The organism is Thiocapsa sp., assembly GCF_018399035.1.
In the GTDB taxonomy this organism is placed as follows: Bacteria; Pseudomonadota; Gammaproteobacteria; order Chromatiales; family Chromatiaceae; genus Thiocapsa.
Window position 1 is genome coordinate 241,703 of record NZ_CP073760.1, and the last position, 17,371, is coordinate 259,073.

Annotated in this window: 16 protein-coding genes and 1 pseudogene; 7 read left to right on the forward strand and 10 right to left on the reverse strand. The window is 64.1% G+C overall.

The genetic code is table 11. The features are described from left to right. Position 1: 1 nt before the first annotated feature. Entirely contained in the window at positions 2 to 310 is a 309-nt protein-coding gene (locus tag KFB96_RS27360) for a cysteine-rich CWC family protein (protein WP_366931510.1), read from the reverse strand. Between the two features lie 142 nt (positions 311 to 452). On the opposite strand from KFB96_RS27360, the gene KFB96_RS01135 reads away from it, so the two are divergent. The 3 genes from KFB96_RS01135 (at position 453) to KFB96_RS01145 (ending at position 4,701) form a co-directional block, all read left to right on the forward strand. Further along, positions 453 to 1,685, forward strand: coding sequence for an adenosylcobinamide amidohydrolase (locus KFB96_RS01135; protein ID WP_300971218.1), 1,233 nt, complete (start codon positions 453 to 455; stop codon positions 1,683 to 1,685). Beyond that, the gene (gene cbiB / locus KFB96_RS01140; RefSeq protein ID WP_213458572.1) at positions 1,676 to 2,641 is read left to right on the forward strand and encodes an adenosylcobinamide-phosphate synthase CbiB; all 966 of its coding nucleotides are present in this window, start codon (positions 1,676 to 1,678) and stop codon (positions 2,639 to 2,641) included. Before KFB96_RS01135 ends, cbiB begins: the two co-directional genes overlap by 10 nt. A 137-nt stretch (positions 2,642 to 2,778) precedes the next feature. Next, positions 2,779 to 4,701, forward strand: coding sequence for a hypothetical protein (locus KFB96_RS01145; protein WP_213458573.1), 1,923 nt, complete (start codon positions 2,779 to 2,781; stop codon positions 4,699 to 4,701). Between the two features lie 34 nt (positions 4,702 to 4,735). Here the strand turns inward: KFB96_RS01145 and KFB96_RS01150 are convergent, their stop codons facing one another. The 3 genes and pseudogenes from KFB96_RS01150 to KFB96_RS01160 form a co-directional block, all read right to left on the reverse strand. Next, complete coding sequence (locus tag KFB96_RS01150; protein WP_213458574.1) at positions 4,736 to 6,031, reverse strand: DUF3422 family protein; 1,296 nt, start codon at positions 6,029 to 6,031, stop codon at positions 4,736 to 4,738. A gap of 183 nt (positions 6,032 to 6,214) precedes the next feature. Further along, on the reverse strand, positions 6,215 to 6,391 hold the full coding sequence (locus KFB96_RS01155; protein WP_213458575.1) for a hypothetical protein: 177 nt from the start codon (positions 6,389 to 6,391) through the stop codon (positions 6,215 to 6,217). A gap of 549 nt (positions 6,392 to 6,940) precedes the next feature. Then, a pseudogene (locus KFB96_RS01160) lies at positions 6,941 to 7,162 on the reverse strand (hypothetical protein); the annotation flags it as partial. 16 nt (positions 7,163 to 7,178) lie between these two features. On the opposite strand from KFB96_RS01160, the gene KFB96_RS01165 reads away from it, so the two are divergent. Further along, a complete protein-coding gene (locus KFB96_RS01165; RefSeq protein ID WP_300971770.1) occupies positions 7,179 to 8,477 on the forward strand; it encodes a DUF3141 domain-containing protein in 1,299 nt (432 codons plus the stop codon). Between the two features lie 105 nt (positions 8,478 to 8,582). Next, positions 8,583 to 9,533 (forward strand): alpha/beta hydrolase, encoded by a 951-nt coding sequence (locus KFB96_RS01170; RefSeq protein ID WP_213458577.1) that lies wholly within the window; start codon positions 8,583 to 8,585, stop codon positions 9,531 to 9,533. A gap of 163 nt (positions 9,534 to 9,696) precedes the next feature. On the opposite strand, the gene KFB96_RS01175 is transcribed toward KFB96_RS01170, so the two are convergent. The 5 genes from KFB96_RS01175 to KFB96_RS01195 all read right to left on the reverse strand — a co-directional run bounded on the left by KFB96_RS01175 (position 9,697) and on the right by KFB96_RS01195 (position 12,760). Continuing rightward, entirely contained in the window at positions 9,697 to 10,680 is a 984-nt protein-coding gene (locus KFB96_RS01175; protein WP_213458578.1) for an Rpn family recombination-promoting nuclease/putative transposase, read from the reverse strand. A 215-nt stretch (positions 10,681 to 10,895) separates the two neighbouring features. After that, a complete protein-coding gene (locus KFB96_RS01180; RefSeq protein ID WP_213458579.1) occupies positions 10,896 to 11,186 on the reverse strand; it encodes a helix-turn-helix domain-containing protein in 291 nt (96 codons plus the stop codon). Further along, positions 11,146 to 11,421, reverse strand: coding sequence for a BrnT family toxin (locus tag KFB96_RS01185; RefSeq protein ID WP_213458580.1), 276 nt, complete (start codon positions 11,419 to 11,421; stop codon positions 11,146 to 11,148). Before KFB96_RS01185 ends, KFB96_RS01180 begins: the two co-directional genes overlap by 41 nt. A 304-nt stretch (positions 11,422 to 11,725) precedes the next feature. Further along, positions 11,726 to 12,088, reverse strand: a complete 363-nt coding sequence (locus KFB96_RS01190; protein WP_213458581.1) for a hypothetical protein — start codon at positions 12,086 to 12,088, stop codon at positions 11,726 to 11,728. A 318-nt stretch (positions 12,089 to 12,406) separates the two neighbouring features. Continuing rightward, on the reverse strand, positions 12,407 to 12,760 hold the full coding sequence (locus tag KFB96_RS01195; protein WP_213458582.1) for a hypothetical protein: 354 nt from the start codon (positions 12,758 to 12,760) through the stop codon (positions 12,407 to 12,409). A gap of 332 nt (positions 12,761 to 13,092) precedes the next feature. Here KFB96_RS01195 and KFB96_RS01200 point away from each other — a divergent pair, with 332 nt between their 5' ends. Beyond that, positions 13,093 to 14,175 (forward strand): 3-deoxy-7-phosphoheptulonate synthase, encoded by a 1,083-nt coding sequence (locus KFB96_RS01200; protein ID WP_213458583.1) that lies wholly within the window; start codon positions 13,093 to 13,095, stop codon positions 14,173 to 14,175. A 145-nt stretch (positions 14,176 to 14,320) separates the two neighbouring features. On the opposite strand, the gene folE is transcribed toward KFB96_RS01200, so the two are convergent. Beyond that, the gene (gene folE, locus KFB96_RS01205) at positions 14,321 to 14,959 is read right to left on the reverse strand and encodes a GTP cyclohydrolase I FolE (protein WP_213458584.1); all 639 of its coding nucleotides are present in this window, start codon (positions 14,957 to 14,959) and stop codon (positions 14,321 to 14,323) included. A gap of 623 nt (positions 14,960 to 15,582) precedes the next feature. On the opposite strand from folE, the gene KFB96_RS01210 reads away from it, so the two are divergent. Beyond that, complete coding sequence (locus KFB96_RS01210) at positions 15,583 to 17,358, forward strand: N-acetylglutaminylglutamine amidotransferase (protein ID WP_213458585.1); 1,776 nt, start codon at positions 15,583 to 15,585, stop codon at positions 17,356 to 17,358. Positions 17,359 to 17,371: the final 13 nt, after the last annotated feature.

Sequence of the window (17,371 nt, forward strand, 5' to 3'; positions counted from 1 at the left end):
ATTAAGGCTGTGTGTCCCCCTGTTCGCAGGCGTCGCTGCACAGCCGATTGACCTGCTCCAAGCAGGCGACACAAAGACAGTCCCGATAGCGGTCGCCGAGGTACTCAAGCGTCTCTGCGGTCAGTGCGACGCTCAAACAGCCGCATCGCTCGACGCGGTTTGCTTTGCATTCGAAGCTGGATCCGCAGCGTGGACAGGTCTTCATCTCATGCTTTCCCATGCGCGTTGCTCTCGATGTTTGTGTTGGCGAGCGGGGTAATCGACCGTCCTGCGGCGTCTCCGAGTGAAGGGCGCCGGACCGTGCAGTCATCGGTGTCTATCGTGACCGCTTGGACGCGATCACAGTCTACACCCTCGCCCCGACACCTTTCGGACCGCCGCGCCTCGTCGTCGTTGCGGTCCGGCCTCCACCTGCGATAGCCTCGCGCTCCCGTCGGCGCCGTCGCTCGACGGTGACCGTCCCTGTTCCCGTGATCGAGGTCCGCATGCTGCTCGAAGAGACCGACCGTTACGCCCTGCACCGGCAGGGGCGGTATCTCGTCGTCGCCTTCGCGCGTCCGCATCGTGTGCTCGGTACCTGTCGGGTGAACGGCGGGATGTCCGAGTCGTTGACCCATGTCGCGAATCATCAGAGCTGCGAGGGTGTCGCCCATCTGGCACGCTACGAGCGGGTCCTGAGCCTCGGTGCACGGGACTATCACGTACAGACCTGCTTGGACGCCGGGCTTCCGCCCGAGACGACGGCCCTCATGGGGACCGCCGCCAATATGCAGTGTGCGGTCGTGGCGCACGCAGATGCGGAGGATCTTCGGGTGACGGTGGTGGCCACCGCCGGGGTGACCGGCAACGCCGTCCGCGCGGGTGATACGGCCGCTTGGCACGAGGAGGCCGACGGCAGTCGTCCCGCACGTCGCGGGTGTTCAGCGGAAACGGCGGGGCAGACCGGATTCGCGCGTCCGACCGCCGGCGATCCACCGCCCGACGATTCAGGTTCGGGAACCATCGTCACCCTGGTCCTGATCAATCGGCCCTGCACGCCCGCATGTCTGGTGCGCGCGGCGACCATGGTCACGGAGGCGAAGTGCACGGCTTTGCTCGATCTGCGGATGCCGAGTCTGCAGTCGTCGGGTCTGGCGACCGGCACCGGCACCGATCAGCTTGCGATCGCCGCCCCGCTGCCGCGCGAGGCCGAGTGGGAGCGTCACTGGGCGGGCGGTCACAATATCCTGGGCGAGCTGCTCGGACGGGCGACGCATGACGCGGTCACCCGCTGTCTGCTGCTGCAGAACGGTATTGTTCCCGAGCTCAGACGGACCATCTGTGCGGCGCTGGGTCGCTTCGGTTGCGACGAGGCGGCGCTGCGGGTCTGTGCCGAGTCCGAGCTGGACGCTCCGGGCGCGGCCGTCTTTGCCGCCAATCTCCAAGCGATCATTCACGATCCGCACAGCGCCGCAGCGGCCTATGGCCTGGCCGAGATCCTGGATCTGGTGCGCACCGGGGTGCTGCATGCCGAGGTTGCGCGCGAGGCGGTTCTGAATCAGGCGGCGTTGCTTGCGGCGGCCGTCGCGGTTCAGCCCGAGCGGTTTGTCAGGTTGCGCGCGGACCTGGCGCCGCATCAAGGATTGCCGGACGGGCGCTTGGCCGCGCTCGCCGTCGTTCGGGGGTTCGCGTACAAGTGGGACTGACCGAGCATCTCGCCCTCATCCTTGCGGCCTGTGTTCTCGATGCCTTGATCGGGGATCCGGTCTATCGTTTTCATCCCATCCGAATCATCGGGGCCTGGAGCCTCGGCTGGGAGCGTCTCTTGTTTGCCGTCGGGCTGAAAGGGCGTCTCGGCGGCGTCCTGCATTGGCTGCTGGTGTTCGGGGGCGCGCTGGCGGCCTGGTGGGGCGTTCGATCCGGCCTCGGCGTGCTGCATCCTTGGGTGGCCTTTGCCTGGGATGTCTTCATCGCCTACAGCCTGATCTGCACCCGCGATCTGCTGGATCACGGACGCCGGGTGCTCGAGGCGCTCGATGATCTCCCGCAGGCCCGCGCGCGGCTGCGGATGCTGGTCGGTCGCGATACCGAGCAACTGGAGCGCGACGGCATCGTGCGCGCGACCATCGAAAGCCTCTCGGAGAATCTGACCGACGGTGTCTTGACGCCCTTGTGGGCGCTCTGTCTCTTCGGGCTTCCGGGTCTGATCCTGGTGAAGGCGGTGTCGAGCCTGGATTCGATGGTCGGCTACAAGAACGACCGCTACGGCCGTTTCGGCTGGGCTGCGGCGCGCTCGGACGATCTCGTCCATTGGCTCCCGGCGCGGCTCTCGGTTCCTTTGATCGCGGCCGCGGCGGCATTACTGAAGCTGCATCCGCGGCTGGTCTTTCGCGCCGCACGCGACTATCACGCCATGCTCCCCAGCCCGAACTCCGGTTGGAGCGAGGCCGCCTGCGCCGGCGCGCTGCGGGTCAGACTGGTCGGTCCGATTCGCTACGGGGGGACGCTCGTCACGGATGCCTACATGGGCGATCCGGATTGGCCGGCCGATCTCGGGGCAGCGGACCTCGAGCGCACGCTGCGTCTGATCCTGGTCGCCTGCCTCTTGGCACTCCTCGTCGGCGTGGCCGTTGCGCCGCTGCGCACGGTTCTGCCATGGTGAGGGTTTAGGTGATTTCCGGGAAAGCATCGACCAACATGTAGGGGCGACTTTAGTCGCCCGGTCAGCATTGGCAACACGCACGGCCGGGATGATCATTCCCGGAAATCGCCTTAAATCGCGTCCAGCTCGAGGTTCTCATGTCCAAAAAGTCCGCCAAGCCCAAGTCGGGCGCCTCCACCGCGCTGTCGAGCCAGCTCAAGGCGATCGAGCGTCTGATGGCGCGCCGGGATGATGCGAGCGCGGCTCGTCGGCTGCGTGCCTTGATCGAGGCCCACCCGGATCAAAGCGGTCCCCGGCGCCTGCTCGTGGAGGCGCTGGAGGGTAGCCAGGGAAGCGGCGCTGCGGCCATTGCCGCGTTCGATTGGGCGGAGCGTCGTCCCAAGAGCTTGCCCGCACAGGAGATGCTCTTTCGGTACGCACTGCAGTTCGGGCATGTCATGTTGGCGGATCGCACCGCGGAGCGGCTGCGTGCGCTCGGTGCCGAGACGCCCGGGTTTCCGGTGGCGCCCGCGATACGCGAGGATCTGCTGCGGCAGCCCGACGGGTCGACCGCGACCGCCGAGCAGATGCTGCGCTTCGATATCGGCAAGCTCCATCTGGACGGGCATGATTTTGCCGGCGTCGTGCGTTGGCTGGACGGGGTCGATCTGACGCCGGCGAAGAACAATCACGCGATGTCGCTGTTCCATCTCGATCGCATCGAGGAGGCCCTGGCGGCCTTCCTGGCGCTTTGGAAGGAGGATCCGGACAACCTCTTCGCCTTGGGATGGGCAGCGCGCTTGCGACTCTATCAGGGTGACGAGACCGGCGCTCGGGGCCTGACGACGCCCTTGGCCGCCGCGACGGCCCGCCGACTCGAGGATGCCGTGCCCCAGCTCGATGCCTTGCTGCTGCTGGGCGAGGATGCGGCCGCGTTGGACGCCTTCGCACGTGTCGAACGGTGTGACTGGCTCGGTCTTGGAGAACCTCTACAACAGGCGATGCTGAGCCATTTGGCCGCCTGCGCGGCGAGTCGGCTGGGTGAGGCAAAGCGGGCGCGGGCGCTCTGCAAGGCATCGCTCGAGCGCGTGCCGAATTTCAAACCCGCCATCGAGAGTCGCGCCGTGATCGACGCCGCGGGCGATGCCTTGGCGTATCCGCCGGTATTCGGTCTCGGGCAGGCGTTGCCGCTGACCTGGCTGAACCGGATGCGTGATGCCGGGAACGGCGCCTTTTCGCATCTCGGGAAGGTGACGGCATCCAATGACTTCCTCGATGCACTCTACGTCGGCGGCGACGACGGCCTGCGCGGTCTGATCGCCTTCATCCTCCAATATCGCGCCGAGCGGGGCGATCCGGATGCGGTCGTGCGTCTGAGACGGTTCGCATGCCTGCCGATCGGGACCAAGGAGACGCGCTTCGGGATCCTTCGCCCGCTCCACGACAAGGGTCTGCTGCCGCACGGCGAGCCGCTCGACCTGTGGGACGGCGAGCGCGTGACGCAGGTCAAATTGGTCAGTACCGAGATCAGACGCGATCCCGAGCCGAGCAATCTTCCCAAAGATCTCGAGATGCTTCTCCAACAGTCGATAGACCGCTTCAACGCGCGGGATTATGCGGGCGCGGAGATCCTGTTGAAGCGGATCCTCGAGCATGCCCCCGGGCATCGTGTCGCACTCGGCAACCTCGCTGCGGTCCGCGGCGCTCAGGGTCATGATCAGGAGGCGCGAGATCTGCTTCGCGATGCGGTTGCGCGTCATCCGGACTACATCTTTGCGCGCTGCAACCTGGCCGTCATGCTGATCGAGGACGGCGATCTCGAAGAAGCCGCTCGCCTGCTCGATGGACTCTACGAGCGCCCGAGCCTGCACGTGCAGGACATCTTCGTGCTCTACGGCGCACTGGCGATGCTGAGCCGAGCGCGCGGCAACCAGCCTGCTGCGGACGGTCTGCTCGCAAGTCTCGAGCCGCTTGTCGAAGACGAGGACGACGCGCGCCGCTTAGCCCTCGCCAAGCGCTTACAGGGGCGGGTCAGGCCCGTTGCCGCCAAGGGCGGTTGGTTCAAGCGCACGGACGCCTAAGCAATGAGAGCGAGCGCGGGTCGTGCAGTCGGCATCACTCCGATCCGGCAAGACGCCGCTTGATCCGTCTGAGTCCGAACCAAGCGAATCCGATCACGAAGGGGAGGGCGATTCCCATCCACAAGCCCGCATCGATCGGGATTCCGCCGCTTTCCAGACCTTTGAGCGCGTATCCGATGAGGCCGACGCCGTAGTAGCCGATCGCGATGACGGAGAGCCCTTCCACGGTCTCCTGCAGACGCACCTGCAGATGGGCGCGGCGATCCATGGACTGCAGCAACTTTCGGTTCTGCTCCTGCAGCGAGACATCCACACGGGCGCGCAGAAGGCTGGTGATGCGGGCCGCGCGCTCCGCCAAGTCGTGCTGACGGCGTTGGGTGGCCTCGCAGGTCGCGACCGCCGGGGCCAAGCGCGCGTCGAGGAATTCGGACAGTGTCTGCAGTCCTTCGATCCTGTTTTGGCGAAGCTGCTCGAGCCGCTGTTGGATCATCCCGTAATAGGCGCGCGAGGCATCGAAGCGATAGGTGGTTCGGGCCGAAACCGCCTCGATGTCCGCGGCGAGCCGGGTCAGCTCGCCCAGCAGCTCGCTCTCGAAGGCCGTCTGATCGGACGAGACTTGACTCGACAGGCGTGAAGCCACCAGCGCCAAGCGACGATCGGCGTCGCTGAGGGCTGCCGACACGCCCCGCGCCAGGGGGAACCCGAGCAGTGCCATGGCCCGGTAGGCGTTGATCTCCAGCACGCGTTTGGCCAGTCGGCCGGCCTGATTGTCGGACAGACCGCAGGCGCGCAGCAGGATCCACGAGTACCCGTCGGCATGGATCTTATGGTCGGACCAAGCACGCCCGGCACCCCCGACCACTTCCGAGCCGATGACGGGGTTGCCCTCGAAGAGCGCGACCAGCTCGTCGTTGGTGCGTTCGGGCAGATCGCAGGGCTCGATGGCCAGCGAGGTGGCGGTGATCACCTCGCCGGGCAGGTCGCGCAGCCAGTCCTGCGGCAGATCGTCGAGCAGCGGATCGGCAAAGGGGTGAGTGAAAGCGCCGTGCTTGCTGAAGGTATAGGTGACGAACTCGGTATGGCGCTCCCAGCGCAGACGCATGGGTCCGAGGTCGATCCAATAGTGTTGATCGACCATCTCCGGGATCGGCAGCCCGTAGTGGGCGAGCAGTCGCTTGAGGTGCTCGATGTTGCGGCCGCCCCCGCGCTCGCCCGAGACCGCGGCGAGATGCGAGACACGTTCGGGCGCACGCAGGGGCTCGAAGGTGCGGGCGTGCAGCTCGTCGGTGACGCTATGACGCAGCAGATGCTCTTTAAAGGGGAGTGACATGCCGTGAGGGTCCTTGTTGGGCTGCGCGAGTCTAACCGGGGGTTGTGACGAAGACGATACCGGCTCTCGATCCCTGCTCGCGCGCCCGTCATTCATCGATCACGCGTGTCGTGAGGCGCTGTCGTTCGCGCAGGCACGCGTGGCCGTTTCGGGCCGGTGTCGCCTGCTCGACACCGCCCGGATTCAGGTTGTGCTCTGCCCGGCGTCGGTCTGCGGCGGATTACCCTCGGGCTGCTCGACATCGGTCGCTTCGGATAGAGTGCTGCTGTTTTCCGTCTTTCGCTTCTGCTTATCTTCTTTTTTCTTTTTTTTCTGCAGGTCGCGCTGACGTTTCTCGAACGCATAATTTGTTTTAGCCATCGTGATGTTCTCGCTATTCGGCGCCGAGACAGTCGAGACTGCCGGTCGGGCACCGGAAAAGGGGGTTTGAAGAGGAGGCGAGGAGGTCGGATCCCTTCGTTGTGGTGGAAAGGTCTCCTTACTCTTGCCTTCGTGGCGTGCTCCCGACGGATGGGGACTGGATCCATGGGCGCGATCCGGCATGGCTTGCGCGGTTCACGAATACGCATCGAGAAGCGCGGCTGCCTCGCTTCGTCCATGCCGGAGAACCAGTCCTCGATCAAGCCGATCACCGAGCGTAACAGCATCGGCTCGGATGCTCTAGCGAGAAGGGCTGCCGATGACCGATGCGGTTCGCAAACGCTCGGAATCCTCGGGGCATGTGCAAGGGTAGAGCGAACAGCCTGTCAGGTCTGCGATGACTCCCGACGATTGCAAGCTAACGGGAGCATTCTTGCGGTAGCTCGGCGGGGTGGGCGGGGGTGGCTCGGCGTCTTTCAAGCCGACGCCGGGGGCCTTTCCTCGCGGATGGCCCTCGGCCCCGGCAACGGTCGTCGCCTGCAAGGCCGGTCAGCCGACGCCGCCGAACCAAAAGGCGGTGTCTGCCCCCAAGAATTGGCCGTGGGGCATGTAGTGAGAGCCGTCGCAGGAGAAGGTCAGGCCCACCATGCCGTTGAAGAGGTTGATGGACGACTGACGCAGGTAGATATTCTCGTCCACCAGCCGCAAGCCCTTTAGGCGATCAAGGACCGGGACGATGTCGGTGCTCGGGATCACTGCGTCGATCGGATAGCGGCAGATCAGCTGGATCGTCGAGAATCTCTTCGTCGGCAATCGTCTCGGACGCGGCTGTGCGAATCTCAACGAGCGCACCCATGTGGATCTGCGCAACATCAACTCCCCCATCATCATCTTCGCCTCGCACGGGGACAACATCACTCCGCCGCAGCAGGCGCTGGGATGGATCGCCGATCACTACAAGGATGTCGAGGAGATCCGCGCCCGCGGACAACGCATCCTCTATACGCTCCACGAGAATGTCGGCCACCTGGGAATCTTCGTTTCCTCGTCGGTCGCCAAGAAGGAGCACGATCAGATCATCTCCACACTCAAGGCGATCGAGGCCCTGGCGCCCGGACTCTACGAGATGGTCATCGCCGAGGTGCAGGGCGAAGGGGTCGAGAAGACCTTCAAGGTCGCCTTCGCCGAGCGCAGCATCGAGCAGATGATGGAGCAGGCCGGCGGGGACGATTCCAACCGACCCTTCGCGGCGGTCGCGCGCTTCTCCGAGATCGGCACCGAGCTGTATGACCTGACCCTGCGTCCCTTCGTCCAGGCGATCAGCAACGAGACCAGTGCCAAGTTTCTCGCCGATACCAGCCCGATGCGGATGCAACGCTGGCTCGAGAGCGATCGCAACCCCTTGATGCAGGCTGTCCAGGGGTTCGCTGAAGAGGTCCGCAAGCAACGTCGCCCGGCTGCGGACGACAACCCCTTCCGGATCATGGAGCGGGCCGGCGCCGGCTTGGTCACCCAGTGGCTGGACAACGCGCGCGACATGCAGAACGCCGTGATCGAGTGGAACTTCCACCTGCTCTGGGGTGCACCGCCCGTGCAGGCGATGGGCGAGCAGCTCAGCCGCACCGTGAGCGAGGCGCCGCGCGAGGATCTGCGGACCCTGACCTCGGTCCAGGATGCGCTTGATCGAATCGAGCTCGGCGATTTTGCGGACGGTGTGATCCGGATGCTGATCTTCCTGGCGCACTCGCGTAAAGAGGTGCGGCGTTCCCGTTTGGAGCGCTCCAACCGCATGCTCATGGCGACCGAGCCCTTCGCGAGCATGAAGGCGAAGCACCGCACCCGCATGATCCACAAGGAAAGCCTGATCGTCGGCTACGAGCCCGAGGCCGCGATGGACGCCTTGCCGAAGCTGATCGTCTCGATGGAGGATCGGCGCCGCGCGATGGCCCTCTGCGAAGAGATCGCCGGCTCGCGCGACGAGATGAGTCCGGAGACCCTCGCGATGCTCGATCGCTTGGCCCGGGCGCTCGAGCTCGATCCGGCGCCGGTGTTGGTCGAAACCGAGACCCTGCGTAAGATCGCCTGAGGGAGCAGAGCAGGGCGGGGCGGTCGACAGCGGATTGGCCTGCCCCGCAATCGAGGCCGAACCGCCACGCCGGCGAGATCAATCCGCGATCGAGCGAGGACAAGAATGACGAACGAGCGTGACGAGCGGATCCCGCAGCCTCTGCGGGATTGGCTTTTTGCCCAACGCGAAGCCAAGCACAAGGCCCGTGAGCATGGCTATCGACGCACGGCCACCAATACCCGCGAAGGATGGGATTTGCTGACCAGGCGGTTCGTGACCGAGTCCCCCGAGGTCGCTTGGGTGCGCGACGACCTGATCCCGGGTCCGGACTATCGGGTTCCGGTCCGCGTCTATCACCCGCAACCGGATCGGCCGCTCCCCGTGGCCCTCTTCGTCCACGGCGGCGGCCACATTGCCGGCGGTGTCTCACTCTACGATCCGATTGCGCGGCGCTTGGCGCTCGCGGCAAATCGGGTGGTGGTCTCGATCGAATACCGGCTGGCACCCGAATGCCCCTATCCGGCCGCACTCAAGGACACTATGGCCTGTGCCAAACGTGTTTTTCCGCTGCTTGAGAATCTGGACATGCCGCATGAGCCGCGACTGGCGCTGATGGGCGACAGCGGCGGGGGTGCGCTCTGCGCGACCGTGTCGCATCTGGCGCAGTTCGACGCGGGCATGACGATCGAGCGTCAGGTGCTCCTGTACCCGAGTCTGGATTACACGCTCTCGCAACCTTCCGTGACCGAGAACGGCGACGGATACCTGCTCGAGCGCGAGCGGATCCTCTGGATGTTCGATGCCTATCTTCAGAATGCCGAGGACCGGCGTGCCATCTCGCCGTTCTATATGGACCTGACCCTGGACTATCCCGCGACCCTGGTGATCACCGGGGAGTTCGATCCGTTGCGCGACGAGGGCATTGCCTACGCCGACCGCTTGGAGCTTCAAGGGATCCGCGCGGAGAAGCGGGTCATGTCGGGGATGATCCATGGGTTCCTGAACCTCGAGGCCATGGTCCCGGATGCCTGTGCCGAGGTGTATGCAGCAATCGGGACCTTTTTGAACGCCTAAACCGCGCCAGCTCCGACGGTCGTCGGAGCCGGCGCGGCCAATCCACTCCAACACATGACGCATGCCGCACCGGGCGCGGTTTAAGCCGAAGTTCCAGCCTTCAACGAGCATAAGCCAACTGATTTTCTGATGGTTTTCAGAAAATCGCGGTGTAAGCGTCTGGCTACACGCGGATCGCTTTGATCAGATCCAGCGCGGCAGACTGCTTGGGCGTAGGTGTCGTGTCGATGTCGAAAGTGGCCTCGTCGGATGGCGCGTTCGGGCGCCGACAGGTGTTGCGCACGATGGTCGCAAGGTCGTTCAAAAGGGTGCGAAAGCTGTGTGCCGGGGAGCCGTCCGGCAGCTGCTTGGTGGCGGCCTTGCGCAAGGCCGCCTCGGAGCGGGTGGCCGGCGCCACCGGATCACGCCGGGTCAGACGCTCCTGATCCTCGTCGGCGAATAAGAGCCCGCGCCAGGCTTCACTCATATGCCATTTCACGTAATAGGCGAGCATGCACAAGAACAGATGCGCGCGGACCCGATCCGCGCTGTAATGATAGATCGGCCTGATCTGCAGATCATCGCTTTTGAGCGAGCGGAATGCCGCCTCCACGTGACTGAGGCTTTTGTATCGACGCACCGTCTCGTCATCGCTGGACTGCTCAGCCGGCAGCGAGGTGCGAATCACGTACAGTCCATCGAGCGCGGCCTCCGCGGTCACCTTCGCCTCATCGATGTGAAAATCAAAGTGTTCGGCAGCAATGTCCAAGATGAGGTGTTTGGCCATCTTGTATGTGTTGACGACGCGCCAGATCGCATAGGTCGGTTTGAGGATGCTGTAGTCTTGACCGCGACGCAGTTGTCGGCGGTACAGGTCCGCCCGGGCGTACAGCATGCGTGTGGTCAGATCCGCATAGACCACCAACTGGATCTCGATCTGAAAGACCCGGCCGGCGGCGTCGCGGGCTTTCACGTCGACGATGGTGAGTTTGTCCTCGAGGGTTTCCCGTGGGTTGTAGGGATCGAGGATCCGCACCGCGCTGATCGGACGGGGGAGCGTGTCGATCAGCATCGCATTGAGAAAGTCGATGAGCAGCGCGCGGTTCTCCTCCGCGCCCAGCAGGGCTTTGAAGGCACAGTCGACTTTTGGATTGATCTTGTGCTGCATGCGAAGAGTGTACGGCTGCCGAACGACATGCACAATGCCAAGAGCTCAACCGACGGGTGCGGAGTCTCAGGGTCGGTCGAGGGTCGCATCGAGGGCGACGTCGGCCTTGTTTGTCGCTCCAGCTCAGCCAGCACGGGGCGCAGAGCGCCAGGGGCATGCGTGACACCGCCGCAGAGCGGGTGTCACGAGAACATCGATCCGAGCCGGTTGCAGGCTCAGGCTGCGTCGTGCAGGACCTTCGCGACAGCTTCGGGCATGCGAGCAATCACGCGTAAGTAGCTCTTGGCGGCCGTATCCGGTGCCTTGCGCCCCTGTTCCCAATCACGAAGAGATTCGGCGGGGATGCCGAATTGCTCTGCAAAGTTCTGTTGAGAGAGGCCGGCTGCAGCCCGGGCGCGGCGCGCCAACATCGCCCCGAGACCGCGCTCGAACTCGTCGTCGGAGAGCGGAGTATCGGGTTCAAGTTCAACGGGGTGTGCAGTGGTATCGTCGTGATTCGCGATCATTTGCTTTTCTCACGCTGAAGATTCGGTATCGGTTTCCGCGTTGGGTGAAAACGCACAGCCAGACTCGCCGCTCCACCATGCCGTAGGCGATGAAACGCTCCTCGGCGTAGTCAAAGCGCACGTCCAGGATGTCCAACCGGTTGGAATCGGCAAGGATCTCGATCCCGAACGCGAGGGAAGCTCCGTGCTTTTGTTGATTGGCCGAATCCTTGTCGGGATCGAACTCGATATCCATGTGGGAACTATGTGGTAACAGTGAGCGGGGAGCAAGGGGATCAAGAATTCAGAGGGAAAGGAAGATCAGGTTCAAATGTCGCTCAACTTAAGGTCGGCCCCCTGCAGGTCGGACTTCAGTCCGACCTGCTCTCGGCGTCATCGCGCAGCGCGGGTGTCGCGCTCGACGCCGAGCGCTGGGTGGCCTGAGAGGGCATTGTCGGGCTGAAGCCCGATCCACTTCAGATGTCGTGATCGCAGGCAGTCACGCGCCGCAGTTCATCGCGCTGCACCGTCGATGTCACCAGCTCGAAGCGCGCCGCCCGCTAGGCACGATAGATCGTTTCAAGCGGGCCGTGCGCCGAGGTCAGCGCGGCGAGCAGCACATTGGTGTCCAGATAGCCCTTAGCGGATTCGCGGATCTCCGAGTGGTGCGTCGGACTCTCCTGCGATATCGGCGCGAGCACTAAGGCGTCGTCCTCGGACAGGAGGTCGTCCAGTGTCCAGCCTAGCCCGTCCGCGGCCCGCTTGTGCTTGGTTCGGGGAATGCCGCGTGCCTTCCATGCTGGTTGCGTGTGTGAACGAGGCTCGATCCCGGCGCCGGCATGGGCGGGCTGCGGTTTGGGGGTCGCGCCGCCCGCGCCGGCAGCAAGCTGCGAGGTCCGTGGAGCACAGTTCCGAGTTTTCATCGCCGCATCGACGCGAGGGCACTGATCATGACCACAACGGCAGAGGAGGTTTGGGGATTGTTGAGGGAGTTGACTCAATCGCAGCAGGAGACCGATCGGCTCATGAAAGACACCGATCGGCGAATGCAGGAAACCGATCGCAGCATGAAAGACACAGATCAGAGAACTCGGCAAGCAGATTGGCGGCTTGGGCGAGAAATTCGGCAGCTTCACCGAAGGCTTGGCGTTGCCCTCGATGGAAAACATCCTGCGCACGCGCTTCGGCATGACGCATACCGCACCGGGCGCGGTTGAATGAGCGAGGCCCGGAAAGAGTCTTTATAGCCATTTTCCGGCGGCGATGATGAGCGCGGCGATGGTCGTGATGAAGCCGATCAGCCACATGAACTGATGGTCGTGACGCTTGATGAGATCCTCGATGCGTTTGTCGCTTTGTTCGAAGCGTTTGTCCATCTGCTCGAAGCGCTTCTCCATCAGCTCGAAGCGCTTCTCCATCTGCTCGAATCCCTGCCGCATCAGCTCGCCCTGATGTTTGAGCGCCTCCTCGACGCGCACCATGCGCTCGCGCAGCTCGATCTCATAGACGACGGAGGGTTTTCCGAGGCTTTGCTCGGCGAGCCACTCGCCCATGTGGGCTTTGATGAATTGGATATCGTCCTGGGAGAGGGCCATGGTGACCTCCGTTGCAACACCGCCGGGCTTAAACTTACAGACATGATCCACCGGGGACGTGGATTGCGCAATGACCGGTCGCCTGAGGGTCAATGGGCGGTTTTCTCATGGACAGGGATCCGCGGTACCGCGGAGAATCCTCGTGCCCGGCCGTTGTGTCGACGAGACCCCGGCAGGTTCGCTTGTGACTCGGGCCAAAGTTTGCGCGTGGCGCAGAGCGCCACGGGGCATGCGTGACACTGCGCAGCGGGTGTCACGAGTCCTCTTCAGGCTTGGGGGCCGGTCTCATGATCGACGCCACCCCGGGCCTTCGTTTGAATTCTTCAAGGTGAATGCGCGTGCAGAAAACGGAAAACCTCAACGTCAGCGGCTTCGATCCGATGCCTTCGCCGCTGGAAATCCATCGTGCCGTGCCGACCTCGGATCAGGCATCGGCGACCGTGCTCGCAGGTCGCGAGAGCCTGCAGGCGATTCTGGATCGGCGTGATCCTCGGATCTTTGTCGTCGTCGGGCCTTGCTCGATCCACGATCCGGTCGCCGGCTTGGATTACGCGCGGCGGCTCAAGGTTTTGGCGGATGCGGTCTCGGATCGCTTGGTCTTGGCGATGCGGGTCTATTTCCAGAAGCCACGCACGACCACCGGATGGAAGGGTTATATCAACGATCCGAACCTGGACGACACCTTCAGTATCGCCGAGGGCATGGAGAAGGCGCGGCGATTTCTGCTCGAGGTCACCGAGCTGGGTTTGCCCACCGCGACCGAGGCGCTCGACTCCATCGCCCCGCAGTATCTGTGGGACCTGATCTGTTGGACGGCGATCGGTGCGCGGACCTCGGAGTCGCAGACCCATCGCGAGATGTCCTCCGGGTTGTCGACCCCGGTCGGCTTCAAGAACGGCACGGACGGCTCGGTCGACACCGCGATCAATGCGATCCTCTCGGCGGCCCAGCCGCACAGCTTTTTGGGCATCAATGCCCAAGGTTTGACCAGTATCGTCAGGACCCGCGGCAACCGCTACGCACATCTGGTGCTGCGTGGCGGGGGCAATCGCCCCAACTACGACACCGTCAGCGTCGCGATGGCCGAGGAGGCACTGGTCAAGGCCGGGCTTTCCGCGAACATCGTCATCGACTGCTCGCATGCCAACAGCTTCAAGCGACCGGAGCTTCAGCCGCTGGTGATGCACGATTGCGTGAACCAGATCGCCGGCGGAAACCGCTCGATCGTCGGCTTGATGGTGGAGAGCTTCATCGAGGCCGGACAGCAATCGATCCCCGCAGACCTCGAACAGTTGCGCTACGGCTGCTCGGTGACGGATGCCTGTGTCGACTGGCCGACCACCGAGCGCATGATCCGCGATGCGCACGCCGCGCTGCCCGACTCGGTCCTGTCGCGGCGCATGCTCGATTTGTGACGGTTCCGAGACAGGGTGAGCACGTTGATTGACGGGTCGTGCCGCCGTCCGGGTTGGGCGTTTGAGCTGTGAGGATGGGTTTCGCTGCGCTCTACCCATCCTACGCGTTTCGGGTGTTTTTGGATCGTCAGTTGGATCGTCGCGATCATCCCTTGATAAACGACATGAACTCGGAGCGCGTGCGCGGATCGGTCTCGAAGGTGCCGCGCATCGCGCTCGAGACGGTCGAGCTGCGTTGTTTCTGCACGCCGCGCATCATCATGCAGGTGTGGCTGGCTTCCATGACGACGGCGACACCGTGCGCGCCGAGATGCTCCATGAGGGAGTCGGCGACCTGGCTGGTCAGGCGTTCTTGGACCTGCAGGCGGCGTGCGAAGACGTCGACCACGCGGGCGATCTTGCTCAGGCCGACGACCTTGCCGTTGGGCAGATAGCCGACATGGGCGTGGCCGAAGAAGGGCAGCATGTGGTGCTCGCACATCGAGTAGAACTCGATATCGCGTACGACCACCATCTCCCTGACGTCTTCCTCGAAGAGCGCCTTCTTGATGATCTCCTCGGCGGACATGGAATAACCGCTGGTGAGGAAGTCCATGGCCTTGGCGACCCTCAAGGGCGTGCGGCGCAGACCCTCGCGATCGGGGTCTTCGCCGATCTCGCCGAGCATGCTTTTGACCAAAGCCTCTTTGCGCTCGTCGTAGACCTCGTCGTCGGAATCGGCCTCGAAGCTGGTGGCGTAATGGCTGTGCGTGAAAACCTGAGTGAGCTTGGGTTTCTCTGCCATGGTGTTGCCTAAATGGTCCTGGTGAGGTGATCCGGGAGATGTCTTTGGGCACCCTGCCGGATGTCGACTTGAACAGATGCTGGACAAGAGGGTGGGGCCACGCCGGACAAATGGAACTAGCGCAGCCGTGCAGAGTTTCCGAGACCGTCCCAGATCATTTCGTTGTCGTTGTCGTAATCGTGGTCGCCGTCGTATCGATGGTCGATGACGACAACGACAACGACAACGAACGGTTTCGACAGCACTTGGCGACCCGCGGCGTCCGTTCGACGGGTCTGCCGACGCTCCGGGGGTGGTCGCGCGGTGGCCAGACGCGCCCGCATTCGGTATCATCTATGCGTGTTCATCGTGAATTTCCAGATCCGCGGACGAACGGCGATGCCGATCCCGCAGGTCTTGCTGCCCCGCTTTCGTATCGCCTGCACACGGCGTCGTCCCTGTGTTTCGGACCCCTGCGTCGGGTTCGATCCCTAAGCGCCTCGCACCAAAACCCCGCCCCGCCCGAATCGATTTCGTGCCATCCGAGTGCAGCGGCCGAGCCAGGGCGACGCCGGCGCACGACTCAGTGCCCTCGCGTCTGCCAGCCCGCCACATCCTGTACTCCGGACCTTCAGGAGAGCCTCATGTGTGGACTTTGCGGTGAGATCCGCTTCGACGACAACCCGATCGACCTCGGCGCCTTGAGCGCCATGAGTGCGGCCATCACGCCGCGCGGCCCGGACGGCGACGGCCTCTGGCAGCAGGGACGGGTCGCGCTTGCGCATCGCCGACTCTCGATCATCGACCTGAGCAACCATGCGGCGCAACCCATGGTCGACAGCGCGCTGGGTCTCTCGATCGCCTTCAACGGCTGCATCTACAACTACAAGGAGCTGCGCGCCGAGCTGGAAGGCAAGGGCTATCGGTTCTTCTCCCACGGCGACACGGAGGTGGTCCTGAAGGCGTTTCATGCCTGGGGCGATGCCTGCGTGGATCGCTTCCACGGCATGTTCGCCTTCGCCGTCGCCGAGCGGGACTCCGGTCGTCTGACCCTGGTGCGCGACCGTCTCGGCATCAAGCCGCTCTATTACGCCGAGGTGCCGGGCGGGCTGCGCTTTGCCTCGACCTTGCCGGCGGTGCTCGCGGGCGGCGGTGTCTCGACCGAGATCGACCCGGTGGCCCTGCATCACTACATGCACTTCCATGCCGTGGTCCCGGCACCGCACACCATCCTGAGCGGCGTGCGCAAGCTCGCGCCCGCGACCATTCGGACCATCGAGCCGGACGGACGCCAGCGCGATCGCTGCTACTGGGATATCCGCTTCGTGCCTCGCCCCGAGGAACGTGATCTGTCCTTCGAGGATTGGCAGGAGCTCACCCTGTCCGCATTGCGCACCGCCGTTGCGCGCCGTCTGGTGGCGGATGTCGATGTCGGCGTGCTGCTGTCCGGCGGGTTGGATTCGAGCCTCATCGTGGCCCTGTTGGCCGAGCAAGGCCAGCGCGGCATCAACACCTTCTCGGTCGGCTTCGAGACGGTCGGGTCCGAGGTGGGCGACGAGTTCCAGTATTCGGACATCATCGCCGACACCTTTGCGACCCGTCACCACAAGATCCGGGTCGACTCGGCCACGCGTCTCCTGCCCGAGCTGCCCAACTGCGTGCGCGCCATGGCCGAGCCCATGGTCAGCCACGACGTCATCGGCTTCTATCTGCTCTCGCAAGAGGTCGCCAAGCATGTGAAGGTGGTGCAGAGCGGGCAGGGCGCCGACGAGGTCTTCGCCGGCTATCACTGGTATCCGCCGATGCTCGGCAGCACCGATCCGGTCGGCGACTATGCCCGAGCCTTCTGCGATCGCACGCACGAGGACTATCGTCGCGCGGTCGATCCGCGGTTTCACGGCGAGGACGCCAGCCGTGCCTTCATCGCCGCGCACTTTGCCCGGGCCGGTGCGGATGCCCCGGTCGACAAGGCGTTGCGGATCGATCAGCAGATCATGTTGGTCGACGACCCGGTCAAACGCGTCGACAACATGACCATGGCGTGGGGCCTGGAGGCGCGCGTCCCTTTCCTCGACCACGAGCTGGTCGAGCTGGCCGCGCGCATGCCCGATCGGCACAAGCTCTGCGACGAGGGCAAAGGCGTGCTCAAGGCGATCGGTCGTCGGCTGATCCCGACGTCGGTCATCGACCGGCCCAAAGGCTACTTCCCGGTGCCCGCGCTCAAGTATCTGCGCGGCGATGTCTTGGCGACCGTGCGCGATCTGCTGCATTCACCGCGCGCCCGCGAGCGGGGTCTCTTTCAGCCGGCCTATCTCGACACCCTGCTGGCGGCGCCGGACGATCACCTGACCCCGCTGCGCGGCTCCAAGCTGTGGCAGGTCGCGCTGTTGGAAATGTGGCTGCAAGAGCAAGGGGTCTGATACCAATGAGCAG